The organism is Bradyrhizobium manausense, from assembly GCF_018131105.1.
In the GTDB taxonomy this organism is placed as follows: domain Bacteria; phylum Pseudomonadota; class Alphaproteobacteria; order Rhizobiales; family Xanthobacteraceae; genus Bradyrhizobium; species Bradyrhizobium manausense_B.
Window position 1 is genome coordinate 1 of sequence record NZ_JAFCJI010000010.1, and the last position, 24,861, is coordinate 24,861.

Below are 24,861 nucleotides of genomic sequence, written 5' to 3' on the forward strand. Positions count from 1 at the left end.
GGTCAGGCCGCCGTGTTGCGCTTCTCCGCCTTCAATCAGCGAACGACGCCGGAGATCAACGGCATCGTGAAGCGGATTTCGGGTGACATCGTCCAGGACCAGAAGAGCGGAGCTTCCTACTATCTCGTCCACATCGCGACGCCTGCAGACGAGGTCGCGCGGCTCGACGGCCTGAAGCTGCTGCCGGGAATGCCCGTCGACGCCTTCATCCAGACCGGGCGCCGCACCGTCCTGTCGTACCTGGTCAAGCCCCTGCAGGACCAGGTCGCCAAGGCGCTCCGCGAACGGTGAGCGAACGACGAGCGCTTGGAATGCTGCCCATACACTCTGCCTCGAAGTATCGGCGTCAAGTGCCGCCTCATGCTCTCAGTGATCAGCTATGAATATGATGCGGGATGAGAATCCCACTCTCTCCACCATACAGCCCTCATCCCACCAACCTCCACGTCCCATCCCCCGTCCGCTTCAGCACGGGATCGCTCACCCGCACATGCTCCGCCAGGAAGTCGATGAACGCGCGCACGCGTGCGGGCAGGGGCGCTGCGTGGCCGACATAGACGGCGTGGATGTCTTCGCGGTCGCCGGGATTGTAGTTTTGTAAAACCGGCACGAGGCGTCCGGCGTTGATGTCGGGGCCGATATGGAAGAGGGCGAGGCGGGCGAGTCCGGCGCCGCCGAGGCAGAGGCGGCGCGCGGCTTCGCCGTCGCTGACGCGGACGGCCGGCGGCGGCATGGCCTCCTCGGTGCGGTCGCCGCGTTTGAAAGGCCAGCCGCCGCGGATGCGCGAAAAGGTCCAGCCGATGCCGCGATGCTCTGCGAGATCCGCCGGAGTCTTCGGCGTGCTTGAGCGTGCCAGGTAGTTGGGCGAGCCGACGACGACCATGCGGCTGGTGCCGAGCTTGCGCGCAATCAGGCGCGAAGCCTTCAGTGGACCGACGCGAATGGCGATGTCGGCGCGCTCCTGCATCAGGTCGATCAGCGTGTCCGTCAGCACGAGATCGAGCGTGACCTCGGGATGCTCCGCGAGGAAGCGCGGGACCAGCGGCATCAGATGCAGCATGCCGAAAGGAATGTTGCTGTTGACCGTGAGACGGCCGCGCGGCGTCGCGCCGGATGCCGCTTCGCGCTCGGCCTCCTCCATCTCGCCGAGGATGCGTAGCGCACGCTGGTAGAAGGCCTGGCCTTCTTCCGTCAGCGTCAGCCTGCGCGTGGTGCGGTTGATCAGCCGCGAGCCGAGCCGGGCCTCCAGCCGCGAGATCAGCTTGCTGACGCCCGATGGCGTCAGGCGCAGTTTTCGCGCGGCCTGGGTGAAGCCGCCGAGATCGACAACGCGGACGAAAACCTCCATCTCGGCGGAGCGGTTGGTGTCGAAACGGGCCATGTTGAACTCACGTCACAAATGATTGGATTGCGGACATCCTAATGGTTTTGCGAGGACGCGGCTATCTGCGTGGTTCGTCTCATCCATTGGAGCCATGCATGCCTCCCGCCGTCCTCGCGCTCACCGCCGGTGCCTTCGGTATCGGCACCACCGAATTCATCATCATGGGCCTGCTGCTCCAGGTCGCCGCCGACATGCATGTGTCCGTGCCGGTCGCGGGCCTGCTCATCTCCGGCTATGCGCTCGGCGTGTTCGTTGGCGCGCCCGTGCTGACGCTGGCGACACGGCGGATGCCACGGAAGACCGTGCTGCTGGCGCTGATGGCGATCTTTACGTTCGGCAATGCGGCCTGCGCGCTGGCTCCCAACTACGAGCTCTTGATGGCGGCGCGGGTGCTGACATCGCTCGCGCACGGCACCTTCTTCGGCGTCGGTTCGGTGGTGGCGACCAGCCTGGTCGCCGAGGACAGGCGCGCTTCAGCGATATCAACCATGTTCATAGGCCTTACGGTCGCAACCCTGCTCGGTGTGCCCTTCGGTGCCTGGTTCGGCCTGATGCTTGGGTGGCGCGCGGCGTTCTGGGCGGTGACGGTGATCGGCGTGATCGCCTTTGCGGTGGTAGCGGTGCTTGTGCCCAACCATGTTGGTCATGGCGACAAGCCTGTCTCGCTCGCTGAAGAAGTGGCAGTGCTTGGCCGCCCGCAGGTGTTGCTTGGCCTTGCCATGACTGTGTTCGGCTTTGCCGGCCTGTTCGTCGTCTTCACCTATATCCAGCCGATCCTGACGCGCTTCACCGGCTTCTCGGAAGCGGCGGTATCCCCGATCCTGCTGGTGTTCGGCGTCGGGCTTGCGATCGGCAATGTCGCCGGCGGCAGGTTCGCCGATCGCGGGCTCGCCCGCGCCCTGCTTGGCACGCTGGCCGCGCTCGCCATCGTGCTGGTCGGTCTTGCGGCCGTGCTGTCGGTCAAGATCCCGACCGTTGCGCTGATCCTGCTGCTCGGCATCGCGGCGTTCGCGACCGTTGCGCCGCTCCAGTTGCGCGTGCTGGAGGCGGCCGGTCCGAGCGGCCGTACCCTGGCTTCGAGCCTCAACATCGCCGCCTTCAATCTGGGCAACGCGCTTGGCGCCTGGGCCGGCGGCCTCACGATCGATCGCGGGCTCAGTCTCTCCACGCTGCCGCTGGTTGCGGCCGGGATCACGGTGATCGGACTCGTGCTGGCGCTGTGGAGCCTTCAACTCGATCGCAGCCAGACCGCCCTCGCGGCGTACCCGGCGGAATAGGGGAGGATTACATGGAATATCGCAATCTCGGCGTCTCCGGACTCAAGGTGCCGGTTCTCAGCTTCGGTACCGGTACCTTTGGTGGCCAGGGTCCACTGTTCTCGGCCTGGGGCCGCAGCGGCGTCGACGAGGCGCGCCGGCTTGTCGACATCTGTCTCGAGGCCGGCGTCAATCTGTTCGACAGCGCCGACGTCTATTCGAACGGTGCCTCCGAAGAAATTCTCGGCGCCGCCATCAAGGGCCGGCGCGACAAGGTACTGATCTCGACCAAGATGAGCCTGCCGATGGGCGATGGTCCGCAGGATGCCGGCTCGTCGCGGCATCGCCTGCTCTCTTCGGTCGAGGCGGCACTGCGGCGGCTTGGCACTGATTATGTCGATCTGCTCCAGCTTCACGCCTTCGACGCGTTCACGCCGATCGAGGAGGTGTTGTCCACGCTCGATGCGCTCGTGCGTGCCGGCAAGCTGCGCTATGTCGGCGTCTCCAATTTTGCCGGTTGGCAATTGATGAAATCGCTGGCGGTTGCCGATCGCAACCGCTGGCCACGCTATGTCGCGCACCAGGTCTATTACTCGCTGCTCGGCCGCGACTATGAGTGGGAGTTGATGCCGCTCGCGCGTGACCAGGGTGTCGGCGCGCTGGTGTGGAGCCCGCTTGGCTGGGGCCGTCTTACCGGCAAGATCCGGCGCGATCGGCCTTTGCCGCCAGACAGCCGCCTGCACGCGACGGCGCAATTCGGCCCACCCGTGGACGAGCAGCGGCTTTATGCCATCGTCGAAGTGCTCGACGCGATCGCCGCCGAGACCGGCCGAACCGTGCCGCAGGTCGCGATCGCCTGGCTGCTGTCGCGCCCCACGGTCTCTTCGGTGATCGTCGGCGCCCGCGATGAGGCGCAGCTCCGCGACAATCTTGGTGCGGTCGGCTGGTCGTTGAGCGCGGATCAGCTCAAGCGCCTCGACGAGGTCAGTGCGGTGATGCCGCCTTATCCCTATTATCCCTATCGCATCCAGGACGGGTTTGCGCGGTTGAACCCGCCACTTGTGTGAGTCCATCGATCCCCGACAATTTGCCGCATTGGCGGCCGCCGCCAATGCGCCATGCAGAAACGCCGCTGTACATGTCCGATTGCCGTCCGTAACCTCCGCAACGCAATCTTGGGAGGTGCGACGTGGCGAAGAAGACGGCGAGCAAGAAGAAAAGCGCTTCAAGGAAAGTAGCAAAGACCGCGAGCAAGAAAGCCACCGTCCGCAAGGGCGCTGCCGCGAGGCCGGCCAAGAAGGCCGTCAAGACTTCTGTCAAGAACGCCGGGGCGCGCCGCCCCAAGGGACCGGCCTGGCAGTGGTCGGCGGTCGACACCGCCGCGGCGATTCGATCGGGCGCCATCTCCGCGATCGAGACTGTCGAGGCGCATCTGGAGCGGATGCATGCCGTCAATCCCAGGCTGAATGCGGTCGTCGTGGACCTCGGCGAGGACGCCTTGAAGGCCGCGCACGCAGCAGACAAGCAGCGCGCCAAGGGCGGTGAGCTCGGCCTCCTGCACGGCGTGCCCATCACCATCAAGGAGAACGTCGATTACGAGGGCCGCCCCAATTTCAACGGCGTTCCCGCCAACAGGGATCTCATCGCACCGTCGGATTCGCCCGTTGTCCGAAACCTGAAGAAAGCAGGCGCGATCGTCATCGGCCTCACCAACACGCCTGAATTCTCCTTCCGCGGCTTCACCGACAATCCGCTGCATGGGCTGACGCTCAATCCCTGGGACCCGAACATCACGTGCGGCGGCTCCTCGGGCGGCGCGGGATCGGCGGTGGCGGCCGGCATCGGCACCATTGCGCATGGCAACGACATCGGCGGCTCGCTGCGCTGGCCGGCGCATTGCAATGGCATCGCCACGATCAAGCCGACGCAGGGCCGCATCCCTGCCTTCAACGCAAGCGCGACGGCGGAGCGGCCGATGCTGGCGCATCTGATGTCGGCGCAGGGACCACTCGCCCGCCATGTCGGTGACGTCCGTCTGGCGTTGGAAGTCATGAGCGAGCGCGATCCGCGAGATCCCTGGTGGGTGCCGGCACCCCTGACAGGGCCGAAGCCGAAAGGACCGATCAAGGTCGCGCTGGCCAGGATCCCCGATGACATGAAGGTCGATCCGTCGGTCAGTGCGGCGCTGCGTCAGGCCGCGGATCATCTTGAGCGTTCCGGCTATCGCGTCAGCGAGGTCGACGTGCCCGACATCAACGGTGTCTGGCAGACCTGGTGCGACATCATCACCAACGAGACGGTGGTGATGCAGGAAGCGGGCATGCTGAAGGTGACGTCCGAAGACTTCCACAAGGCGTGGGGCGGCATGAAGACCAAGGCCAATGTCCTCGATCTCAAGGCCTGGATGCAGGCGACGGCGGCGCGCAACGGCCATATCCGTGCCTGGCAGCTGTTCTTCGAGGAATATCCGGTGGTGCTGGCGCCGACCACGGTGAAGCCGACGCCGGGCCCGCGCGAGGACACCGTCAGCGCCGAGCGCGTGAAAGAGATCTTCTGGGGCGAGATCCGCTTCATCTCCGCGATCAACGTGCTGGGTCTGCCCGGCGCCGTGGTGCCGGTGGCCATGCATGACGGCAAGCCGATCGGCGTGCAACTGATCGCGGGCCGCTACCGCGAGGATCTTGCGCTGGACGCAGCCGCCGCGATCGAGAAGCGCGCGGGCGTGCTAGCCCATCGGCTCTGGGAAACGATGGCCTGACGTGGCGTTCGAGGCCTCGTGTGCCCGCACGAAGCCTCTTGCAGCATCGTGGCGGCGTCATCGCGCGGGCTTCCCGATGACGCCGGCGAAGTGGTTAATCCAAATTGACTCAAATTTTAGCCAATTCACCAACAACCATTAGGGTTACTTCCTCGATCTCTAAGCGAATTATTGTCCGCTTTACCAGCCGCCTCTAACAGAGGGACAGCGGACAACGCACATGCCTCGTACAGGCCAATAAGTGCGGCCCGCTCCACGCGGAGGTGGTACGATGCGCAACGAAACGATCGCGATTCACGCCGGCTACGAGCCCGAAGCCACCACGCACGCGGTTGCGGTGCCGATCTACCAGACCGCGGCCTACGCCTTCGACAGCGCCGACCACGGCGCCGCGCTCTTCAATCTCGAGGCCGAAGGTTTCCGCTACAGCCGCATCGCCAATCCGACCAGTGCGGTGCTGGAGAAGCGCATCGCCGAGCTCGAAGGTGGCGTCGGTGCACTCGCGGTCGCGACCGGCCAGGCCGCCCTTCATTTCGCTTTCGTCAACGTCGCCGACCACGGCGGCAACATCGTGTCCGTGCCGCAGCTCTACGGCACCACGCACACGCTGCTTTCGCACATCCTGCCGCGCCAGGGCATCACCGGCCGCTTCGCCGAGAGCGATGCGCCTGATGCGATCGCAAAGCTGATCGACGAGAACACCCGCGCGGTGTTCGCCGAGACCATCGGCAATCCCGCCGGCAATGTCTGCGACATCGAGGCGCTGGCTAAGATCGCGCACGCGCATGGCGTGCCGCTGATCGTCGACAACACGGTCGCAACGCCCATTCTGCTCAAGCCGTTCGACTACGGCGCCGACATCGCAGTGCATTCGCTGACCAAGTTCTTGGGTGGCCACGGCACCACGCTCGGCGGGGCCATCGTCGATTCCGGCAACTTCCCCTGGGCGAAGCATGCCGACCGTTTCCCGGGCTACAACAAGCCGGATGCCTCCTATCACGGCCTCGTCTATGCCGAGCGTTTCGGCAAGACTGCCTATATCGAGCGCGCACGCAGCATCTATCAGCGCACCATGGGCTCGGTGCTGTCGCCGTTCAACGCCTTCCTGCTGCTACAGGGTATCGAGACCGTGGCCTTGCGCATGGAGCGTCATTGCGAGAATGCCCGCAAGGTCGCCGAGTTCCTGCGCAACGATCCTCGTGTCGCGTGGGTGAATTACACCGGCTTCCCGGACAGCCCCTATTATCCGCTGGTCCAGAAATATCTCGACGGCAACGCCTCCTCGCTGTTCACCTTCGGTATCAAGGGCGGCATGGAGGCCGGCAAGGCTTTCTATGACGCGCTGAAGCTGATCACGCGTCTCGTCAACATTGGTGATGCCAAGTCGCTGGCCTGCCATCCCGCCTCGACCACGCACCGACAGATGCCGGCGGAGCACCAGCGCATCGCCGGCGTGCTGCCGGAGACCATTCGCCTCTCGATCGGCATCGAGCATGCCGCCGATATCATCGAGGACATCGATCAGGCGCTGGAAAAGGCCTGTCCGGCCGCGCGTCTTCAGGCCGCGGAGTAGGCAATCGGGCCGATGAGCGTCTTGATCGCCAAGGATCAAGGTATCGCAAGCCCCGCGCTGGTTCCGGCCGAGGGCGATCTCGCGCGCGATCATCGCGGTGCCGAGCTCACCATCGGGCTGATCAACAACATGCCGGATACAGCGCTGAAGGCGACTGAACGGCAGTTCATGAAGCTGCTACAGGCCGCCGCGGGGCCGCGCCGCATCCGTTTCCATTGCTTCTCTCTGCCGTCGGTGAAGCGCTCGCAGGAAGCGAAGTGGCATGTCGAGAGCGAATATTCCGATCTCTCCGATCTGAAGCGCCAGTCATTCGACGGGCTGATCGTGACTGGCGCCGAGCCGATCGCGCCCGAGCTTGACCATGAGCCGTACTGGCGCGACCTCACCGAGCTGATCGACTGGGCCAAGACCAATACCCGCTCGACGATCTGGTCATGCCTCGCCGCACATGCGGCGGTGCTGCATCTCGACCGTGTCGAACGGCAGCGCCTGCCCGCCAAATGCCATGGCATCTTCGATTGTCAGCCTGTGACCAATGACCCTTTGACGCGCGATGCGCCGGCACCACTCAAGATTTCTCATTCTCGCTTGAACGAAGTCACCGAACGCGATCTCGCGCAGGCCGGTTATCAGGTGTTGACCAAGTCGGCCGGCGCCGGTGTCGACGTCTTCGTCCGGCAATATGCCAGTCGCTTCGTGTTTTTCCAGGGCCATCCCGAATACGACGCGCTGTCGCTCCAGCGCGAGTATCTGCGCGACATCGGCCGCTACCTCGCGCGGGAGCGCGAGATCTATCCCGCGCTGCCGGTGAGCTATTTTGACGCAGCGACGGAGGAGAAGCTCGCTCGCTTCGAGAAGCGGGCGAGGCATCAGCGTCATCCGGCGTTGACCAACGATCTGCCTGCGCTCACCGTGCGCGCCGACATCGCCGCTGGTACCGCAGCAGCGGCGCTGTTTCGCAATTGGTTGCAATATCTCGGCGCGGAGACGGATGCTCCGCTACTGGCGCGTTGACACCCTGGGGCTTTTGGTCCCGCGTTAGGATTACCCGGGGGTTAAGCTTGCCTCGGGGCGCGTGCAAATGTTTCAGTACAGAAACATGGAATCACAGGAAATGCACTCGTGCTGTCGGCCTTCAACGGACGCTTGAGCAATCGGCTAGCCCGGCATTTCCGGGCCGCTCCGCATCGGTTGCCGGCGCATGCGCCGATGGTGAGCTTTACCTTCGATGATGCGCCCGACAGCGCCGCTGGGGAGGGCGCCGCGTTGCTGGAAGCGCATGGCGGACGCGGCACGTTCTATCTCGCAGGCGGCCTGATCGACCAGCCCGGGGATCACTGGCATGGCCTGTCGAACGATGCGATTGTTCGGCTGCATCGCGGCGGCCACGAGATCGGCTGCCACACTTTCTCGCATCTCCGCGCAGTCGATCTCGACGAGACCGCGATGGCGCGCGAGATCGAACGGAACCGCGGCTATTTTCTCCGCCTCGACTCCTCGATCCGGCTCGAGAACTTCGCCTATCCGTATGGCCTCGCCTCCGTCTGGCGCAAACCGCAGCTCGCCAAAACCTTTCGCTCGGCGCGGGGCATCCTTCCCGGCGTCAACAGCGACGTCATCGATCTTCAGCTCCTGCGTGCGTCGCCGCTGGTCAATTGTGAGATCGACACTGACGGTGTCGACCGCTATTTCGACGAGGCCCTGGCAAGCGGCGGCTGGCTGATCTTCTACGGCCACGATGTCGTCGATGCGCCGAGTCCCTATGGCTGCACGCCGACCCTGTTGCGCCACGCGCTGGAGGCGGCGGAAAAGCGCAGCATGCCCATCGTGACGGTCGCCGAGGCCTTGCGCAGGATCGGAGCGTAGCTTTTCGTCGGTCCCCCGCTTCGGCGAGAAGATGGACTTGCAACGCCAGCTCCGCCGTGCGACTGGCGTTGGAACGAATCTGAACCCCCCGACACGCCCATGTCCGTCCCTTCCACCGCTCCGCTGCCAGCGCCGGCCGATGGCCGCGACGCGCTGTCGGTGCTGCATTCGGTGTTCGGCCTGCCGGGGTTCCGCGGCGCGCAGGGTGAAATTATCCGGCATGTCACCGATGGCGGCAACTGCCTGGTGCTGATGCCGACAGGTGGCGGCAAGTCGATGTGCTACCAGCTGCCGTCGCTGTTGCGCGAAGGCTGTGGCATCGTAGTCTCGCCCTTGATCGCGCTGATGCGGGACCAGGTCGCCGGCCTGATCGAAGCCGGTGTCAATGCCGCCGCGCTGAACTCGTCGCTGACACTGCAGGAAGCCTCGGATATCGAGCGGCGCTTGATCGCGGGCGACCTCGATCTGCTATACGTCGCGCCGGAACGGCTGGTGACACCACGCTGCCTGTCGATGCTGGCGCAGGCCAAGGTCGCGCTGTTCGCGATCGACGAGGCGCATTGCGTCTCGCAATGGGGCCACGACTTCCGCCCCGAATATGTCGGCCTCTCCATCATCGCCGAACGCTTTCCGGAAGTGCCGCGGATCGCGCTGACCGCGACTGCTGATGAGCTGACGCGGAAGGAGATCGTCCAGCGACTGCAGCTCGCGGACAGCCCGCAATTCGTCTCCAGCTTCGACCGACCCAATATCCGCTACGAGATCGTGGACAAGCGCAACGCGGTGTCGCAGCTCAAGGAGTTCATCCGGGAACGACATGCGGGCGATGCCGGCGTGGTCTATTGCCTGTCGCGCAATCGGGTCGAGGAGGTCGCTGCCGCGCTCGATGATGCCGGCATTGCGGCGCTGCCTTATCATGCCGGGCTCGACAGCAGCGTGCGCTCGCGCAACCAGGACCGCTTCCTCAATGAGGACGGTATCGTCATCGTCGCGACCATCGCCTTCGGCATGGGTATCGACAAGCCGGACGTGCGCTTCGTCGCCCATCTCGATCTGCCCAGGAGCATCGAGGCCTATTACCAGGAGACCGGTCGCGCCGGCCGCGACGGCAAGCCGTCGGCCGCCTGGATGGCCTATGGTCTCTCGGACATCGTGCAGCAACGTCGCATGATCGACGAGTCCACCGGCTCCGACGAGTTCAAGCGCGTGTCGATCCGCAAGCTCGACGCGCTGGTCGGCCTCGCCGAGACTGCCCAGTGCCGGCGCAAGCGGCTGCTCGGCTATTTCGGCGAGACCTTGCGGGGCGAGAGTTGTGGAAATTGCGACAATTGCCTGACGCCGCCAAAGATGCGCGACGGCAAGGTGCTGGCGCAAAAGCTGCTGTCCTGCGCTTATCGCACCGGACAGCGTTTCGGCGCGATGCACCTGATCGACGTATTGATCGGACGCCTGACCGAGAAGGTGACGCAGTTCGGTCACGACAAGCTGTCCGTGTTCGGCATCGGGCGCGAGCTCAACGAAAAGCAATGGCGCACCGTGCTGCGACAGCTGGTGGCGATGGGCCATCTGCAAAGCGACAGCGAAGCTTTTGGCGCGTTAAAGCTGACGGAGACCGCGCGCGGCGTGCTGCGTGGAGAGACCGAGGTGTGGCTGCGCGAGGAGGCCCCCACCGCCCGCGTTCGCGTCAGCCGTGCCAAGTCACGGCGTGGCGATCTCGCGCCGGCGACGAATGCGCCGCAAGGCGATGTCGATCCCGAACTGCGCGCACGCCTGCGCTCCTGGCGCTCGGACGTTGCACGCGAGCGTGGCGTGCCGGCCTATGTCGTTCTGCACGATGCCACCATCGACGGCATCGTCCGAGCCTGGCCGACCACGCTCGACGAATTGCGCAATATCCCTGGCATAGGTGACAAGAAGCTCGAGCATTACGGCGACGAGCTGTTGCAGATCGTCAAGACGCGGTAGGCGGGCGCCGCTGCCGTAGCCCGGATGGAGCGCAGCGAAATCCGGGTTACGAGTTCATAGCCTCACCCATTCCTGAACGCATACGCATATCCGTTCAGCGCCGGAGCGCCGCCGAGATGCGCGTACAGGATCTTCGCGCCCTTCTCGAAATGGTTCTTCTGCACCAAGTCGATCAGACCCTGCATCGACTTGCCCTCGTAGACGGGGTCCGTGATCATGCCCTCAAGACGGGCAGTGAGGCGGATCGCGTCCTTGGTTTCTTCCGACGGCACGCCATAGGCGGGATAGGCATAGTCCTCGATCAGCACAACGTCGTCGGCGACGAGGTCCTTGCCGAGTTCGACCAGCTTGGCCGTGTTCTGCGCGATCTCGAGCACCTGCGCTTTCGTCTGCGCCGGTGTGAATGAGGCATCGATGCCGATCACCTTACGTGCGCGGCCATCGGCTGCGAAGCCGACCAGCATGCCGGCATGGGTCGAGCCGGTGACGGTGCAGACTATGATGTAGTCGAACTTGAAGCCGAGCTCTTTCTCCTGCTTGCGCACTTCCTCGGCGAAGCCGACATAGCCGAGCCCGCCGAATTTATGCACGGACGCACCGGCGGGAATCGCGTAAGGCTTGCCGCCCGCCGCCTTCACTTCCTCGATCGCCTGCTCCCAGCTCTTGCGGATGCCGATATCGAAACCATCGTCGACCAGCCGCACGTCGGCGCCCATGATGCGGGAGAGCATGATGTTGCCGACGCGGTCATAGACGGCGTCCTCGTGCGGCACCCAGGCTTCCTGCACCAGGCGGCACTTCATGCCGATCTTGGCCGCAACGGCGGCGATCATGCGGGTGTGGTTCGACTGCACGCCGCCGATCGAGACCAGCGTGTCGGCGTTCGAGGCGATCGCGTCGGGAATGATGTATTCGAGCTTCCGCAGCTTGTTGCCGCCGTAGGCAAGACCGGAATTGCAGTCCTCGCGCTTGGCGTAGATCTCGACATTGCCGCCGAGATGCTTCGACAGCCGCTCCAGCTTCTCGATGGGCGTCGGGCCGAAGGTCAGCGGATAGCGCGCGAATTTGTCGAGGTTCATTGAATCATCCCGATTGGCGTTGCGACTGGGATGGCCCTATCATTGCGTTGCAAGAAGGTGCTCTCGAATATTGCGCGCATGCTGCGCGTAATCTTGCGGAAATGGTGCTTAAGGGTAATATTTCTTCCGAAATAGGACTATATTGCGAAAGTTTCTTTCATGTCGGCGCGCCTCGACCGTATCGACCTCAAGATGTTGAGATTGCTGCAGAATAACGGCAGGCTCAGCAATGCCGAGCTGGCCGTATCAGTTGCGATCAGCCCCGCCACTTGCCATCGCCGCACCCAGCGCCTGTTCGAGGACGGCTTTATCGCTGCCGTCCGGGCCATGGTGGCGCCGAAGAAGGTGGCCAAGGGCACGCTGGTGATGGTCGGCGTGGTGCTCGACCGCTCGACCCCGGAGAGCTTTGCCACTTTCGAGCAGGCGATTGCCAGGCTGAAATTCGTGCTCGACTGCCACCTCGTCGCCGGCGACTTCGACTACTTCCTCAAGATCCGCGTCGGCGACATGGAGGACTTCAATCGTATCCATGGCGAGCAGCTCATTGCGCTGCCCGGCGTCCGGCAAACCCGGACCTTCTTCGTCATGAAAGAGGTCGTCGACAACGCGCCGCTGGAGTTCTGAGCGGCCTCATGAGAGATTCGCCCGATGCAGCCGCTTCCCTATCGCCAGCATGATCCTGTCGCGCCCAGCTACCGGCGCGGCTGGGTCGACGAGGCCATCGCTGCTATCGAAGCCGACCAGTGTCGCACGGCCGACACTCATCTGATCCGGCTGATCGTGCCCGCGCTGTCGGGCATCGACCTTTATCTGAAGGACGAGTCGACGCATCCGACCGGCAGTCTGAAGCATCGGCTGGCGCGCTCGCTGTTCCTCTATGCGCTCTGCAACGGCCACATCCGCCAAGGCACGCCCGTCGTGGAGGCGTCGTCCGGCTCGACCGCGGTGTCGGAGGCGTATTTCGCGGAGATGATCGGCGTGCCCTTCTACGCGGTGATGCCGCGTACGACCTCGGCGGAGAAGATCGCGGCAATCGAGCATTACGGCGGCAACTGCCATTTGATCGACGACGGCCGCGCGCTCTATGCGGAGGCGGCCGCGCTCGCGACCCGGCTCGGCGGCCACTATATGGACCAGTTCACCTTCGCCGAGCGCGCCACCGACTGGCGCGGCAACAACAACATCGCCGAATCGATCTTCACGCAATTGAAGGGCGAGCCGCGCCCGCTGCCGGACTGGATCGTGATGGGAGCGGGCACCGGCGGCACGTCGGCGACCATCGGCCGCTATCTGCGCTATCGCCAGTATCCGACGCGGCTGTGCGTGGCAGATGTCGAGCATTCTGCTTTCTTCGACTGCTTCCGTTCGCAGGACCGTTCCCGTGTATGCGAGCGCCCATCGTTGATCGAAGGCGTCGGCCGGCCGCGTTGCGAGCCGTCCTTCGTGCCCGGCGTGGTCGACCGCATGATGAAGATCCCGGATGCGGCGACGATCGCGGCGATGAACGTGCTGTCGCGCCGGCTGCGTCGCGCGGTCGGCGGCTCCACCGGCACCAATTTCCTGGCGCTGTGCCGGTTGGCCTCTGAGATGCGCAAGGCCGGCCAGACCGGATCGCTGGTGACGCTGATCTGCGATTCCGGTGAGCGTTACCGGCAGACCTACTACGAGCCCGCCTGGCTCGCCGCGCGCGGTCTCGATCCAGCGCCGGTTGAGGCGGCCTTGTCGTCGTTCCTCGACGCCGCGCAGCCGTTGGCGCTTGATGTCGACGACGTCGTCAATCCGCAGAGCCCGTAACAGAACGTCGTAGCTGCGTCTTTTCACTCCGCCGCCTTGCTCGCAGGCGGTGGAGGATTCCAGGCGATGCAGCGATTGCGACCTTCGTCCTTGGCCTGGTAGAGCGCCTGGTCGGCCGCGCCCATCAGCGCGTCGATGCCCGACATGCTGACGGTGGCCTCGGCAATGCCGATGCTCACGGTGACACCGAACTGCACCTGGTGCGCGTTCAGCCGGATCGCCATCGCGCGCTTGCGGATTCGTTCGGCGACGAGCCTGGCGCGTGACAGGCTGGTCTCGGGCAACAGCACTGCGAACTCCTCGCCGCCAATGCGGCCGACGAGATCGGACTTGCGCTTGCCCTCGTTGCACGCAGCGGCGACGGCCTTGATGGCCTCGTCGCCGACCGCGTGCCCGTAGCGGTCGTTGACCGTTTTGAAATGATCGATGTCGAGCATCAGGACCGAGACCGAACGATAATAGCGCTGGAAGCGGCTCCACTCCGCATCGAGCGCTTCCAGGAAGTGCCGGCGGTTGTAGAGGCCCGTCAGAGGATCGGTGGTCGCCAGCCGCTCCAGCATGTTGGCCTTGTTGGTGAGATCGGTGATGTCGACATAGGTCAGCATCCGGCCGCCGTTCGACATCGTGGTGCAATGGGCCCTGATCCGCCGCCCGTCAGGCGTCTGAAGGTCGCGCACGTGATCGCCGGCCTTGACCTCGGCGAGGCGCTTGCCGGGGAATCTTGCCAGCTCATTCGCCGGAAGGTCCGGCGCGCTCGCGCGCTGTGTGCGGCTCACCAGCGACGCATAGGCCGGGCGCGCCATGGCTTCCTCTTCGCTCACTTCCCAGAACTGCCGCATTCGCAGGTTCATGAAGCTCGCGTTCAAATCGGAGTCGAGCAGAAGAACGCCGTCCTGGACATTCTCCAGCGCGTTGCGCAGCAATTTCAGCTCGTCGGAGAAGCGCACGATGTCGGTGACTGGCGTGTAGGTCAGCATGCGCCCACCGTCCGGCAACGGCGTGACCTGGACGCGCACGACGTCGCCATTGGTTCGGCGCAGATCGATCGGCGTCGGATCGCCGGCCTCGATCACGCGGACACGCTCCTTGACCAGGGTCTCGAGGTCGGGGTCCGGCACCTCGTAGGCTCCGGTGTCGCGCCCATGGTAGAGCAGCGTGAGGATGGACGGATTGCTGTCGGCGACCTGATCGGGCAGGCGCCACATCCGACGAAACGACCGGTTGATGAGGCGCGCCCGAAGGTTGGCGTCGAGCAGCACTATCCCGGTCGGCACGTGATCAAGGGCCGCACGCAGCGCCAGCATCTGACCGCGCATCAGCGAGTCCGCCGAACGTCCCTGCTCGTCGCTGGCCGGGCGCTCGACGGCGTCGGGTTGTTCGAAGGCGACCCCGACCTGACGGTCCGATCGCCAGATGATCCGGCAGCTCAGGATATCGCGTCCCTGAAGCCTGAGCTGGAAGCGATCGGGAACGCCGAGGCCGCTCTGCATCTCGAGCGTGGCGGCCTCTTCGGACAGCCGGCGCACGACGCAGTCGATCGACGACTGGCCGTAATTGAAGATGATCTTCCCAGCCAGGAACGTCCGTTCCGGCACCAAGCGGGACATTCGCAATCTCCAGGGCGAAAACACGAAGCGAAAGGCCGGCCCAGTTTCGCCGAACGTTCCTTGCGGCGATCTAACGCGGCCGAAGTTTTCGCCCGAAGATTAACAACCGGTTGACACACAATGCCGAACGGTTGAGGCGATAGCATTTCACCCGCAAATCGCGAGGTCGGAACGCGGCAGTCGGGCTAAAATCTGGGACGGCAGTCAGTTGCGCACTGCATACAGGGGCGTGCGCACCGTTACCTGGTAGGACGGCTTCGGCATCCACGCGATCTGCGCGGTGATGCCGAACAGGCGGTTGTCGCTGTCATCCATGCGGTCGAGGTCGAGCCGCAGGATCGGCTGCGTGAAGGGGGCCGCCAGCGTCCGGCCCGCAAGCTGCGCGCCGCCGAATGACTGCACGCCGAGGCGGCCGATAAATTTCCAGTCGCTGGGCCATTGGTAATAGCCGCCGGCATAGACGATTGTGTTCGGCTTGATCCGGGCGAGTTGGCTGGCGATGTCGGTATGGGTGTATTGCACGCCGGCGAGCCAGCCCCTCGTCTCGTCCTCATCAAGCGCGTAGTCGAATTCCAGGACGTGGTTGAACGAATTCGTCATGCCCTGTTCGTTCGGCACGGACTGCGTCAGGGTGGATTGCAGCGTGATCGTCGGGATCTTGCCGCCGTTCTGCTGGTAGAGATCGGCCTGCACGCCGATGTTCCAGCTGGTGATGTCGAAGGACGACCAGCCTCCGCCGATATCCGCCGACGAGCCGGACACACCGCCATAGAGCGAGACCCGATCGTTGACATCCACGGTCAGCGGCAGGTCGACGGCGATCGATTTTGCGGCCGGCAAGCCGTTGGGCAAGGTCGCGCCGCGTTGTGCCGCCAGCGCCTCGAACGCTGCCGAGAGCGAGGTGTTGCCGAAGCCCAGGCCGAGTGTCCCCGCCGGGATCGTGGCATAGGTCGTGCGGAGGTCGAGATAGATGTTCGGGACGCCGGGTTTTGCCGGTATGTGCTCATCCTCGGTGGCGCAGGCGGCACCTGTCGGGACTGTCAGACAAAGCAGTCCCATCACGACAACGCGCCATGCCGGACGATCAATTGGGCTGCGATGGGACACGTGACAATCCGACGCGTGGCGTTCTGGTAACGAAGCCGTCCACTAGATGGAACGTGATCGTTCGTGTGGTCAAGGTCTATCCGCGGGCGATGCCGATGTGAATTTGCGCGGTTATTCGCCGTGATCGCACTGACACACTCGCCCGGCACTGTGTCGACAGGACATGAGAGGACGAAAGCCATGAACACGTCACGCCGCATCCTGCTCGCTGGAATGGCGGGGCTCGCCGTGGTTCCGACGGCCGTCGCCGCCGCGCCGATCCCTGCCATTGGTGGTGCGACAGTTGCGGAAGAACGCTTCGCGCGCATGATCGCCGCGGCACATGCGCCGGATGTCACCTGCGCGCGGCGAGCCGAACTCTATGCGGAGGCGCATTGGCCTGACTATGTCGCGGCAGCGAGGGCCGTGCTCGACGCGCGGGTGTGATTCGCGCGCTTATTTCTCGACCGCGCGCCTGACCTGCTCGCCGATCTGCGACAGCACCAGCTGTGCCTGCGGCAGGATCGCGCCCATGGCGTGGAAATTATGGACCATGCCGTCGTGGCAGACGTGCTCGACGGCAACGCCGGCGGCGAGCAGCTTGCGCGCATAGGCATTGCCCTCGTCGCGCATCGGGTCGAATTCGGCAGTGTGGATGATCGCGGTCGGCAGGCCTGCAACCCGCGTCGCGCGCAGCGGCGAGATGCGAGGATCGGCGGCGTCCAGTCCCTCGGGCAGATAGTCGGACAGATCGGCCTCGATGGTGACGTGGTCGATCAGATGCCCCTCTGCGAAGGCTGCGCGCGAGGGTGAGGTCTCCTCGAAATCCAGCACCGGGCAGATCAGGCATTGTGCGACGATGGAGAGGCCCGTGCTCTGCGCCGCCTCCTGGCACACGATCGCAGCCAGCGTAGCCCCGGCGGAGTCGCCGCCGATCACGAGTCGCTCGGCATCGATGCCCAGAGATGAAGCTTCGCGCGCAACCCATTCGGTGGCCGCGATCGCGTCGTCGACGGCGGCGGGATATTTGTGTTCGGGCGCGAGGCGATAGTCGATCGACAGGAGGCGGCAGCCGGTCGCATGCGCCAATGCTGCCGCGATACGGTCATGGGTTGCAATGCTGCCGGCCACGAGCCCGCCGCCATGAAAAAACACGAAGCCGGGAGCGCGTTCGCCGGCAGATTCGGGCGAGTAGAGCCGGAAGGGCAGCTCTCCGCCCGGACCCGGCAGCACGCCGTCGGATGCGGTCACGCCCGGTGCCTCGGCGCGCGCGAACTGCATCAGCTTCGCCAGCGATTGCCTGCGCATCTCGACGCTCGGCCGGCTCCGCGCCTGCGGAGCGGCGGCAGCCATCATGGTCAACAAGCGCTTTGCGAGCGGATCGAGCGGCATGGGAAACTCCGTGACGTGCCCGACACTATAGCCGGTTTGGCCGCGCTGTCGTCTTAACCTCCTGCGCCGGAGAGTTGGTGCTTCCCCGCAGCAAATCGTTTAGAAATTGGGACAATAGTGCCCGGATATTTTTCGAGGGAAGCCTGACATGGCCGAGATCAAGAAGCCGATCGAATATTCGCCGAGCTGGACCTTCTTCGAAGGCAAGTGGCATGACGGCAATGTCCCGATCATGGGGCCGCGCACGCATGGGGCCTGGCTTGGCTCGGTGGTGTTCGACGGCGCGCGCGCATTCGAAGGCGTCGCGCCCGATCTCGACCGCCACGTCGCCCGTGCCAATCAATCCGCGGTCAATTTCGGCTTGAAGCCGGTGGTCGATGCCGGCACCTGGCTGACGCTCGCCAACGAAGGCATCGCGCGCTTTGCGCCGAACGCGGAACTCTATGTCCGGCCGATGTACTGGGCGCAGAACGGCTCGGGCGGTGGCGTGCTGTTCGATCCCGAGACCACCGATTGGTGCCTGTGCATCTACGAGGCGCCGATGCCAAAGCCGGTCGGCAATGCGATCACGCTGTCGCCGTTCCGCAGGCCCACCGCGGAATGCGCGACGGTGGATGCGAAGGCGGCCTGCCTCTATCCGAACAATTCGCGCGCGCTTGCGGAGGCGGCGTCGCGCGGATTTCAGAACGCGCTGATGCTCGACATGCTCGGCAATGTCGCCGAGTTCGGCAATTCCAACGTGTTCATGGCGAAAGACGGCGTGGTGTTCACGCCGGTGCCGAACGGGACCTTCCTCAACGGCATCACGCGCCAGCGCGTCATCAGCCTGCTCCGCGGCGATGGCGTCACAGTGGTCGAGAAGACGCTGCGCTATGCGGATTTTCTCGCCGCCGACGAGATTTTCTCGACCGGCAATTTCGCCAAGGTCGCGCCGGTCATTCGCATCGATCAGCGCGAGCTGAAGCCCGGCCCGCTCTACACCAGGGCGCGCAAGCTCTATTGGGACTTTGCGCATGCGGTGAAGCTGGCGGCGTAAATCGCCGCTCACTCCGTCATTGCGGGCGAAGCGAAGCAAAGCAAAGCAAAGCAAAGCAAAGCAATCCAGAGTCCCATCGCGGAGACATTGCTTCGCTGCGCTCGCTATGACGGGATTGAGGAGGGGGCGTTGCGCGCTTACGGGCGTCGCCGAAACCGGCTGAATTGAAACGCCTGTGTCGATTGCCAGGGCGTGCGGTGGATTTGGCTCCGCGTCTCGACCAGATCGAACCCTGGTCCAAGCTCCGCCGCGAGGCTCGCGCTGTCGTGCCGCTGCACCGGCAGGCCGCTGCATTTCTCGGGACCGTCGGGCGCAAACGTTGCGATGATGACATGCCCGCCCGACGCGACCGCCGTCCGCAGGCGCCCGACGTAGGCGGTCCGGTCGCGCGGATCGGTCAGGAAGTGAAACGCGGCGCGATCATGCCAGACATCGTAGGTCTTCACCGGCTGCCAAGTGGTGGCGTCGGCGACGATCCAGTCGACGGCTGACGCGACCGCACCGATTCGCTTCTTCGCCGCGTCGAGCGCGTTGGCGGAGAGATCCAGCACCGCGATGTCGCGATATCCGTCTTGCAGCAGCGCATCGACCAGTCGTGACGCTCCGCCGCCGATGTCGATGATATCGGCGCCATGATCCGGATTAGCCGCGCGGATCATCTCGAGCGAGATCGCCGGACTTTCCTGAAACCAGCTGACCTCGGCTTCGCCCTTGGTGGCGTAGACGTTCTGCCAGTGCGTGGTGCGATCGGACATGGCGGCTCCGGCATTGGCCGGGAGGGCGGCACGCCAATGGCGATGCCGCAATCAATCGGGACTTCGCGCGCCCGCGGGTGCGGACGCGCCGGTGTGAAGGAGAGATCTACTCGTCCTTCTTCGACATGCGCTCGAGGCGCTCCTGCATGTCCTTCATCTGCTGGCGCAGCTCATCGATGTTGCTGTCCGCGGCCGCCGGGGCGTTGGCATCGGGCTCCTGCTCCGTGCGGCCCGTGTTGGGCGCAAACGGCTTGAACATCGAAAAGGTCTGCTGGAACAGCTCCATGTTGCGGCGGACCTGCTCTTCCAGCGGCGCGAAGGGCGTGCCGGAGAGCGTGTTGGCGATCTGCTTGCGGAACTTCTCCTGCTCCTGGGTCAGTGTCGCGATCGACTGCTCCAGATATTTCGGCACCACCATCTGCATGCTGTCGCCGTAGAAGCGGATCAGCTGGCGCAGGAAGGTGGTCGGCAGCAGGTTCTGGCCGGCCTTGTTCTCCTGCTCGAAGATGATCTGGGCGAGCACCGAGCGGGTGATGTCGTCGCCGCTCTTGGCGTCGTAAACCAGGAAATCTTCGCCATCCTTGACCATGGCGGCGAGGTCTTCCAGCGTCACATAGGTGCTCGTTCCGGTGTTATAGAGCCGGCGGTTCGCGTATTTCTTGATCGTGGTGGGTTGGTCTGATTTCGCCATGGGCTCTCACTTGAAAGACGCTGAGAACAGGAACCTGCAGGGCCAATGCCGCAGGGCGGGAAGAGTACGCAACGCAACAAAATAAGCATTTTCAAAGGGGTCACGCTACCGTTTTGTGCGCCACGGTTAATTGCACAGCAAAAACCTGCTTGCGAAATGGCCAAGAACGCTATTTTGAATGCGCTGCGGCATGAATTCGGAGACCAGCCGATTGACATGCCGCAACGACGTTAACAGGATGCCATTCGAGACTGGCGAGCCGTTTTCCCAGCCCCGTCTGCCCCCTTTCAACCCCAGGAGATGCCCATGTCAGACGATGTCGTCATCGTCAGCGCCGCCCGCACCCCGGTCGGAAGCTTCAACGGAGCCTTCGCGACCCTTCCCGCCCACGATCTTGGCGCGATCGCCATCAAGGCCGCGCTCGAGCGCGGTGGCATCGAACCCGGCCGGGTCTCCGAGGTCATCATGGGCCAGATCCTGACCGCCGCTCAGGGCCAGAATCCCGCCCGCCAGGCCTCGATCATGGCCGGCATTCCGGTGGAGAGCCCCGCCTGGGGCGTCAACCAGCTTTGCGGCTCGGGCCTGCGCACGGTTGCGCTCGGCTACCAGGCGCTGCTCAACGGTGATTCGGAGATCGTGGTGGCCGGCGGCCAGGAATCCATGAGCATGGCTCCCCACGCTCAGTACCTGCGCGGCGGCGTCAAGATGGGTGCCGTCGAGTTCGTCGACACCATGATCAAGGATGGCCTGTGGGATGCCTTCAACGGCTATCACATGGGCAACACCGCCGAGAACGTCGCGCGGCAGTGGCAGATCACCCGCGCCCAGCAGGACGAATTCGCCGTGGCTTCGCAGCAGAAGGCCGAAGCAGCGCAGAAGGCCGGCAAGTTCAACGACGAGATCGTCCCCGTCACCATCAAGGGCCGCAAGGGCGATGTCGTGGTCAGCGCCGACGAATACCCCCGCCATGGCGCCACGCTCGATGCCATGGCGAAGCTTCGTCCGGCCTTCGAGAAGGAAGGTACGGTCACCGCAGGTTCGGCCTCCGGCATCAATGACGGCGCTGCCGCCGTGGTGCTGATGACCGCCAAGCAGGCCGCCAAGGAAGGCAAGAAGCCGATCGCGCGCATCGTGTCCTGGGCGCAGGCCGGCGTCGATCCGAAGATCATGGGCTCGGGCCCGATCCCGGCCTCGCGCGCGGCGTTGAAGAAGGCCGGCTGGAACGTCGGCGATCTCGACCTGATCGAGGCCAACGAGGCTTTTGCGGCGCAGGCTTGTGCCGTCAACAAGGACCTTGGTTGGGATACGTCGAAGGTCAACGTCAATGGCGGCGCGATCGCGATCGGCCATCCGGTCGGTGCCTCCGGCGCGCGCGTGCTGGTGACGCTGCTGCACGAAATGCAGAAGCGCGATTCGAAGAAGGGCCTTGCCACGCTGTGCATCGGCGGCGGCATGGGTATCGCGATGTGTCTGGCGCGCGACTGAAGCTGACACTTAACTGACGCGTGCGCTGCACGCGTCAGGGAGTGCGTTGCACGCGATTAAAAAGGCGGCGGTTGCAAATCAAATATTCTTCGCAACTGCGCAAGCCTCGACTAAATACAAACGCCCGGCTCAACGCCGGGCGTTTTGTTCTTGATGTCCGTCAAACCAGCCGCATAATCCATCACTAAAAACGATCACGCAGAAACGTCCGAAGAGTCCAAGGGAAGGAATACGATATGGCACGAGTTGCATTGGTGACGGGTGGTACGCGCGGAATTGGTGCTGCGATCAGCAAGGCGCTGAAGGCGGCGGGCTACAAGGTCGCGGCGAGTTATGCCGGCAATGACGCGGCGGCGGAGAAGTTCAAGGCCGAGACCGGCATCTCCGTCTACAAATGGGATGTCAGCAATTTCGATGCCTGCGCCGAGGGCGTGAAGAAGGTCGAAGCCGAGCTCGGCCCCGTCGACGTGCTCGTCAACAATGCCGGCATCACCCGTGACACCGCCTTCCACAAGATGACGCTGGAGCAGTGGAACGCCGTGATCAACACCAATCTCGGCTCGCTGTTCAACATGACGCGCCAGGTGATCGAGGGCATGCGCACGCGCAAGTTCGGTCGCGTCATCTCGATCTCGTCGATCAACGGCCAGAAGGGGCAGTTCGGCCAGGTCAATTATTCCGCGGCAAAGGCAGGCGACATCGGCTTCACCAAGGCGCTCGCGATCGAGAATGCCAAGGGCGGTATCACCGTCAACGCCATTGCGCCGGGCTACATCAACACCGAGATGGTGCAGGCGGTGCCGAAGGATGTTCTGGAAAAGAACGTGATTCCGCAGATTCCCGTCAACCGGCTCGGCGAGCCGGAAGAGATTGCGCGCGCGGTCGTGTTCCTTGCCGCCGACGAAGCAGGCTTCATCACCGGCTCGACCCTGACGATCAACGGCGGTCAGTACCACGCCTGACAGGGCGCCAAGCGTGTAGCTTCGGGCCCGACAAGAGGATAATGAAGACGCAAATGCCCGGCCTCGTGCCGGGCATAAGCGTCCTCAGAGCCTTTTGATCATGACCCCGCGCACTGCCACGCTGATTGGACTGACTGCGATCCTGATGTGGTCGCTGCTCTCAGTGATGACGGTGGCGACCGGCAGGATACCGGCCTTTCAGCTCGCTGCCATGACGTTCGCGATCGGCGGTCTTGTCGGGCTTCTCACCTGGATCGGCCGAGGCGATGCCACGAAGAGCCTGCGTCAGCCGCTTGTCGTATGGCTCGTCGGCGTCGGCGGCCTGTTCGGCTATCACGCGCTGTATTTCCTCGCGCTGCGCTTCGCGCCGCCGGCTGAAGCCGGCCTGCTCAATTACATGTGGCCGCTGTTGATCGTGCTGTTCTCGTCCTTCCTGCCGGGCGAGCGGCTGGCCATGCATCACATCATCGGCGCCGTGCTCGGCCTCGTCGGCACTGTGCTGCTGTTCGCCGGCAATACCTCCGGCTTCGCGCCAGGCGCGGTGCCGGGATTGATCGCGGCCTTCATAGCCGCCTTCGTCTGGGCGGCCTATTCGGTGCTGTCGCGGCGATTGAAGGCGGTGCCGACCGATGCGGTCGCAGGCTTCTGCCTCGCCACGTCGGTGCTCGCTGCGCTGATGCATGCTGTGCTTGAAACCACGGTTTGGCCCGAGACCGCATTGCAATGGCTTGCGGTGATCGGGCTCGGCATCGGTCCCGTCGGTGCAGCCTTTTACGCCTGGGACATCGGCATGAAGCGCGGCGATATCCGCGTGCTCGGCGCCGCGTCTTACGCGACGCCGCTGCTGTCGACCGGCTTTCTCATCGCGGCCGGCTTTGCAAAGGCCAGCGCCAACATCGCCGTCGCCGCAATCCTGATCGCCGGGGGCGGCTTGATTGCGGCAAAGGACATGGTGCTGCGGAAGCGATGAGGCGCATCAAGGCGCCGGCTGCCAGCCCGGCGGCCGGTACATGCCTTCCTGAATCTGCCCAAGCTCGGAGCGTTGCAGGCGTTGCGGCGTCAAACCGTAGAATTCCTGGAAGCTCATGATCAACGGCCGCCATTTGTCGGGGTCGATGCGGTTGCTTGTGCCGCTCATCATGATGTCAGCATGTGCATGCACGCGGGTGATGCGCACCTCGATCGCGATGAGATTGCCGCGCCAGACCGCATCGTCCTGTGCCATCTCATGCACATAAGCGACCTTCGCCTCCATCTGCACCGGGCACTCGGCCACCCGCGGTGCGCCGACCGTTTCGCTCGCCGAGGCGGTCAGGCCACTGATGTCGAACTTGTCCTTCTCGTGCCGGTAGCCGCGATGGAGCTTGCCGGTCGGCACCGGATTCGAGCCCGTCGTGCGTGCGAGGCGGTCGACGGCGGCGACGAGATCTGCCGACGGCAGATTGAGCACGCACTCGCCGCTACGGATCAGGTTTTCGGTGGTTTTTGAATTGCCGGCGAGCCCGAGCATGCAGCGCCATCCGACCCACCACGCTGATGACATCGGTGCGAGGTTATGGGAGCCGTCGTCATTGGTTGACCCGATCAGGACGACCGGCGTTCCAAAATACAGAATGGCCGGGTCGATCTGGACGGCAGCGGGATCGAGTGTTCCGTGCATCGTGCGCTCCTCTTGACTGGAGGCGCTGTCCTAAGACGTGCTGCGGATCGAACCCACCCGATTCCAGATCGGTCTCAAGGCTCCCAGCCCTTCGGCGCGAGCTCGAACTTCGCGAACTCGAACGCCGGAGCGACGGTGCAGCCGACCAGCGTCCACTCGCCTGATGTCTCCGCCATTTGCCAGGCGTCTGCCGGCACGATCGCCTGCGGCCGCTCGCCGCTCACGAGGTCGGTTCCGAGCCGCACCTCGTGCTGGGAACAGCCCTCGTGGGCAATGCGCAGCGTCAGCGAGCTGCCGGCATAATAGTGCCAGGTCTCGACCGCATCGATGCGATGCCAATGCGAGCGTTCGCCGCGCGCGAGCAGGAAGTAGATGAGGGTCGATCGCGAGCGCCCGTTGGCGTCGGTGGTCTGGTCGCGAAAGGTCTCACGGTAGTGGCCGCCCTCGGGATGCGGGCGGAGTTCGAGGCGCGCGATGATCTCGGCTGCGGTCGGCATCGATCCCCGTCAGGA

General features: G+C 64.3%; 24 protein-coding genes. 15 read left to right on the plus strand and 9 right to left on the minus strand.

Annotated features, from left to right (window positions below; translation table 11 throughout):
• The coding region (locus JQ631_RS31570; protein ID WP_212333818.1) for a beta-barrel domain-containing protein at window positions 1–291 on the plus strand (291 nt) is incomplete at its 5' end.
• A gap of 136 nt (window positions 292–427) precedes the next feature.
• On the opposite strand, the gene JQ631_RS31575 is transcribed toward JQ631_RS31570, so the two are convergent.
• Window positions 428–1,381 carry a LysR family transcriptional regulator gene (locus JQ631_RS31575; RefSeq protein WP_212333822.1) on the minus strand — a complete coding sequence of 318 codons (954 nt, stop codon included), beginning with the start codon at window positions 1,379–1,381 and terminating at the stop codon, window positions 428–430.
• A 98-nt stretch (window positions 1,382–1,479) separates the two neighbouring features.
• Between JQ631_RS31575 and JQ631_RS31580 the strand changes: the two genes are divergently transcribed.
• The 7 genes from JQ631_RS31580 (at window position 1,480) to recQ (ending at window position 10,802) form a co-directional block, all read left to right on the plus strand.
• The gene (locus JQ631_RS31580) at window positions 1,480–2,661 is read left to right on the plus strand and encodes an MFS transporter (protein WP_212333825.1); all 1,182 of its coding nucleotides are present in this window, start codon (window positions 1,480–1,482) and stop codon (window positions 2,659–2,661) included.
• 11 nt (window positions 2,662–2,672) lie between these two features.
• Window positions 2,673–3,707 (plus strand): aldo/keto reductase, encoded by a 1,035-nt coding sequence (locus JQ631_RS31585; protein ID WP_212333827.1) that lies wholly within the window; start codon window positions 2,673–2,675, stop codon window positions 3,705–3,707.
• Between the two features lie 122 nt (window positions 3,708–3,829).
• Complete coding sequence (locus tag JQ631_RS31590) at window positions 3,830–5,398, plus strand: amidase family protein (RefSeq protein WP_212333829.1); 1,569 nt, start codon at window positions 3,830–3,832, stop codon at window positions 5,396–5,398.
• 271 nt (window positions 5,399–5,669) lie between these two features.
• Window positions 5,670–6,971: an O-acetylhomoserine aminocarboxypropyltransferase/cysteine synthase family protein gene (locus JQ631_RS31595; RefSeq protein WP_212333831.1), complete on the plus strand. Its 1,302-nt coding sequence runs from the start codon at window positions 5,670–5,672 to the stop codon at window positions 6,969–6,971.
• A 12-nt stretch (window positions 6,972–6,983) separates the two neighbouring features.
• Window positions 6,984–7,985, plus strand: a complete 1,002-nt coding sequence (metA, locus tag JQ631_RS31600; RefSeq protein ID WP_212333833.1) for a homoserine O-succinyltransferase MetA — start codon at window positions 6,984–6,986, stop codon at window positions 7,983–7,985.
• A 108-nt stretch (window positions 7,986–8,093) separates the two neighbouring features.
• The gene (locus tag JQ631_RS31605) at window positions 8,094–8,837 is read left to right on the plus strand and encodes a polysaccharide deacetylase family protein (RefSeq protein ID WP_212333835.1); all 744 of its coding nucleotides are present in this window, start codon (window positions 8,094–8,096) and stop codon (window positions 8,835–8,837) included.
• Window positions 8,838–8,936: 99 nt separating this feature from the next.
• Window positions 8,937–10,802, plus strand: coding sequence for a DNA helicase RecQ (gene recQ, locus JQ631_RS31610; RefSeq protein ID WP_212333837.1), 1,866 nt, complete (start codon window positions 8,937–8,939; stop codon window positions 10,800–10,802).
• A gap of 62 nt (window positions 10,803–10,864) precedes the next feature.
• On the opposite strand, the gene JQ631_RS31615 is transcribed toward recQ, so the two are convergent.
• Window positions 10,865–11,881 (minus strand): 1-aminocyclopropane-1-carboxylate deaminase, encoded by a 1,017-nt coding sequence (locus JQ631_RS31615; protein WP_212333839.1) that lies wholly within the window; start codon window positions 11,879–11,881, stop codon window positions 10,865–10,867.
• A 159-nt stretch (window positions 11,882–12,040) separates the two neighbouring features.
• Between JQ631_RS31615 and JQ631_RS31620 the strand changes: the two genes are divergently transcribed.
• Window positions 12,041–12,505, plus strand: coding sequence for an Lrp/AsnC family transcriptional regulator (locus JQ631_RS31620; RefSeq protein ID WP_212333842.1), 465 nt, complete (start codon window positions 12,041–12,043; stop codon window positions 12,503–12,505).
• Window positions 12,506–12,529: 24 nt separating this feature from the next.
• A complete protein-coding gene (locus tag JQ631_RS31625) occupies window positions 12,530–13,675 on the plus strand; it encodes a PLP-dependent cysteine synthase family protein (protein WP_212333845.1) in 1,146 nt (381 codons plus the stop codon).
• Window positions 13,676–13,698: 23 nt separating this feature from the next.
• Here the strand turns inward: JQ631_RS31625 and JQ631_RS31630 are convergent, their stop codons facing one another.
• Window positions 13,699–15,282: a sensor domain-containing diguanylate cyclase gene (locus JQ631_RS31630; protein WP_212333848.1), complete on the minus strand. Its 1,584-nt coding sequence runs from the start codon at window positions 15,280–15,282 to the stop codon at window positions 13,699–13,701.
• 204 nt (window positions 15,283–15,486) lie between these two features.
• A complete protein-coding gene (locus tag JQ631_RS31635; protein ID WP_212333953.1) occupies window positions 15,487–16,341 on the minus strand; it encodes a hypothetical protein in 855 nt (284 codons plus the stop codon).
• A 228-nt stretch (window positions 16,342–16,569) separates the two neighbouring features.
• Here JQ631_RS31635 and JQ631_RS31640 point away from each other — a divergent pair, with 228 nt between their 5' ends.
• Window positions 16,570–16,815 (plus strand): hypothetical protein, encoded by a 246-nt coding sequence (locus tag JQ631_RS31640; protein ID WP_212333852.1) that lies wholly within the window; start codon window positions 16,570–16,572, stop codon window positions 16,813–16,815.
• Between the two features lie 9 nt (window positions 16,816–16,824).
• On the opposite strand, the gene JQ631_RS31645 is transcribed toward JQ631_RS31640, so the two are convergent.
• Entirely contained in the window at window positions 16,825–17,760 is a 936-nt protein-coding gene (locus JQ631_RS31645; RefSeq protein ID WP_212333855.1) for an alpha/beta hydrolase, read from the minus strand.
• Between the two features lie 148 nt (window positions 17,761–17,908).
• On the opposite strand from JQ631_RS31645, the gene JQ631_RS31650 reads away from it, so the two are divergent.
• Window positions 17,909–18,796 (plus strand): branched-chain amino acid aminotransferase, encoded by an 888-nt coding sequence (locus tag JQ631_RS31650; RefSeq protein WP_212333858.1) that lies wholly within the window; start codon window positions 17,909–17,911, stop codon window positions 18,794–18,796.
• A gap of 137 nt (window positions 18,797–18,933) precedes the next feature.
• Here JQ631_RS31650 and JQ631_RS31655 read toward each other — a convergent pair whose 3' ends face one another.
• Both JQ631_RS31655 and phaR read right to left on the minus strand, forming a co-directional pair.
• Complete coding sequence (locus JQ631_RS31655; RefSeq protein WP_212333860.1) at window positions 18,934–19,551, minus strand: class I SAM-dependent methyltransferase; 618 nt, start codon at window positions 19,549–19,551, stop codon at window positions 18,934–18,936.
• Between the two features lie 106 nt (window positions 19,552–19,657).
• On the minus strand, window positions 19,658–20,242 hold the full coding sequence (gene phaR / locus JQ631_RS31660; RefSeq protein ID WP_212333863.1) for a polyhydroxyalkanoate synthesis repressor PhaR: 585 nt from the start codon (window positions 20,240–20,242) through the stop codon (window positions 19,658–19,660).
• A 306-nt stretch (window positions 20,243–20,548) separates the two neighbouring features.
• Here phaR and JQ631_RS31665 point away from each other — a divergent pair, with 306 nt between their 5' ends.
• The 3 genes from JQ631_RS31665 to yddG all read left to right on the plus strand — a co-directional run bounded on the left by JQ631_RS31665 (window position 20,549) and on the right by yddG (window position 23,659).
• Window positions 20,549–21,727, plus strand: a complete 1,179-nt coding sequence (locus tag JQ631_RS31665; RefSeq protein ID WP_212333866.1) for an acetyl-CoA C-acetyltransferase — start codon at window positions 20,549–20,551, stop codon at window positions 21,725–21,727.
• Between the two features lie 236 nt (window positions 21,728–21,963).
• A complete protein-coding gene (gene phbB / locus JQ631_RS31670; protein ID WP_212333871.1) occupies window positions 21,964–22,689 on the plus strand; it encodes an acetoacetyl-CoA reductase in 726 nt (241 codons plus the stop codon).
• Between the two features lie 100 nt (window positions 22,690–22,789).
• Window positions 22,790–23,659: an aromatic amino acid exporter YddG gene (gene yddG / locus JQ631_RS31675; RefSeq protein ID WP_212333876.1), complete on the plus strand. Its 870-nt coding sequence runs from the start codon at window positions 22,790–22,792 to the stop codon at window positions 23,657–23,659.
• Between the two features lie 6 nt (window positions 23,660–23,665).
• Here the strand turns inward: yddG and JQ631_RS31680 are convergent, their stop codons facing one another.
• Both JQ631_RS31680 and JQ631_RS31685 read right to left on the minus strand, forming a co-directional pair.
• A complete protein-coding gene (locus JQ631_RS31680; RefSeq protein WP_212333878.1) occupies window positions 23,666–24,349 on the minus strand; it encodes a flavin reductase family protein in 684 nt (227 codons plus the stop codon).
• A 74-nt stretch (window positions 24,350–24,423) separates the two neighbouring features.
• Window positions 24,424–24,846 carry a cupin domain-containing protein gene (locus JQ631_RS31685; RefSeq protein ID WP_212333880.1) on the minus strand — a complete coding sequence of 141 codons (423 nt, stop codon included), beginning with the start codon at window positions 24,844–24,846 and terminating at the stop codon, window positions 24,424–24,426.
• Window positions 24,847–24,861: the final 15 nt, after the last annotated feature.

Bases quoted from the DNA above. Each gene is read 5' to 3' on its own strand.
- recQ (WP_212333837.1), top strand. From the start codon at position 8,937: ATGTCCGTCCCTTCCACCGCTCCGCTGCCAGCGCCGGCCGATGGCCGC.
- JQ631_RS31635 (WP_212333953.1), bottom strand. From the start codon at position 16,341: ATGGGACTGCTTTGTCTGACAGTCCCGACAGGTGCCGCCTGCGCCACC.
- JQ631_RS31665 (WP_212333866.1), top strand. From the start codon at position 20,549: ATGTCAGACGATGTCGTCATCGTCAGCGCCGCCCGCACCCCGGTCGGA.
- phaR (WP_212333863.1), bottom strand. From the start codon at position 20,242: ATGGCGAAATCAGACCAACCCACCACGATCAAGAAATACGCGAACCGC.
- JQ631_RS31585 (WP_212333827.1), top strand. From the start codon at position 2,673: ATGGAATATCGCAATCTCGGCGTCTCCGGACTCAAGGTGCCGGTTCTC.
- JQ631_RS31680 (WP_212333878.1), bottom strand. From the start codon at position 24,349: ATGCACGGAACACTCGATCCCGCTGCCGTCCAGATCGACCCGGCCATT.
- JQ631_RS31645 (WP_212333855.1), bottom strand. From the start codon at position 17,760: ATGCCGCTCGATCCGCTCGCAAAGCGCTTGTTGACCATGATGGCTGCC.
- JQ631_RS31630 (WP_212333848.1), bottom strand. From the start codon at position 15,282: ATGTCCCGCTTGGTGCCGGAACGGACGTTCCTGGCTGGGAAGATCATC.
- JQ631_RS31650 (WP_212333858.1), top strand. From the start codon at position 17,909: ATGGCCGAGATCAAGAAGCCGATCGAATATTCGCCGAGCTGGACCTTC.
- JQ631_RS31580 (WP_212333825.1), top strand. From the start codon at position 1,480: ATGCCTCCCGCCGTCCTCGCGCTCACCGCCGGTGCCTTCGGTATCGGC.
- metA (WP_212333833.1), top strand. From the start codon at position 6,984: ATGAGCGTCTTGATCGCCAAGGATCAAGGTATCGCAAGCCCCGCGCTG.
- phbB (WP_212333871.1), top strand. From the start codon at position 21,964: ATGGCACGAGTTGCATTGGTGACGGGTGGTACGCGCGGAATTGGTGCT.
- JQ631_RS31620 (WP_212333842.1), top strand. From the start codon at position 12,041: ATGTCGGCGCGCCTCGACCGTATCGACCTCAAGATGTTGAGATTGCTG.
- JQ631_RS31615 (WP_212333839.1), bottom strand. From the start codon at position 11,881: ATGAACCTCGACAAATTCGCGCGCTATCCGCTGACCTTCGGCCCGACG.
- JQ631_RS31595 (WP_212333831.1), top strand. From the start codon at position 5,670: ATGCGCAACGAAACGATCGCGATTCACGCCGGCTACGAGCCCGAAGCC.
- JQ631_RS31625 (WP_212333845.1), top strand. From the start codon at position 12,530: ATGCAGCCGCTTCCCTATCGCCAGCATGATCCTGTCGCGCCCAGCTAC.
- JQ631_RS31685 (WP_212333880.1), bottom strand. From the start codon at position 24,846: ATGCCGACCGCAGCCGAGATCATCGCGCGCCTCGAACTCCGCCCGCAT.
- yddG (WP_212333876.1), top strand. From the start codon at position 22,790: ATGACCCCGCGCACTGCCACGCTGATTGGACTGACTGCGATCCTGATG.
- JQ631_RS31575 (WP_212333822.1), bottom strand. From the start codon at position 1,381: ATGGCCCGTTTCGACACCAACCGCTCCGCCGAGATGGAGGTTTTCGTC.
- JQ631_RS31655 (WP_212333860.1), bottom strand. From the start codon at position 19,551: ATGTCCGATCGCACCACGCACTGGCAGAACGTCTACGCCACCAAGGGC.
- JQ631_RS31640 (WP_212333852.1), top strand. From the start codon at position 16,570: ATGAACACGTCACGCCGCATCCTGCTCGCTGGAATGGCGGGGCTCGCC.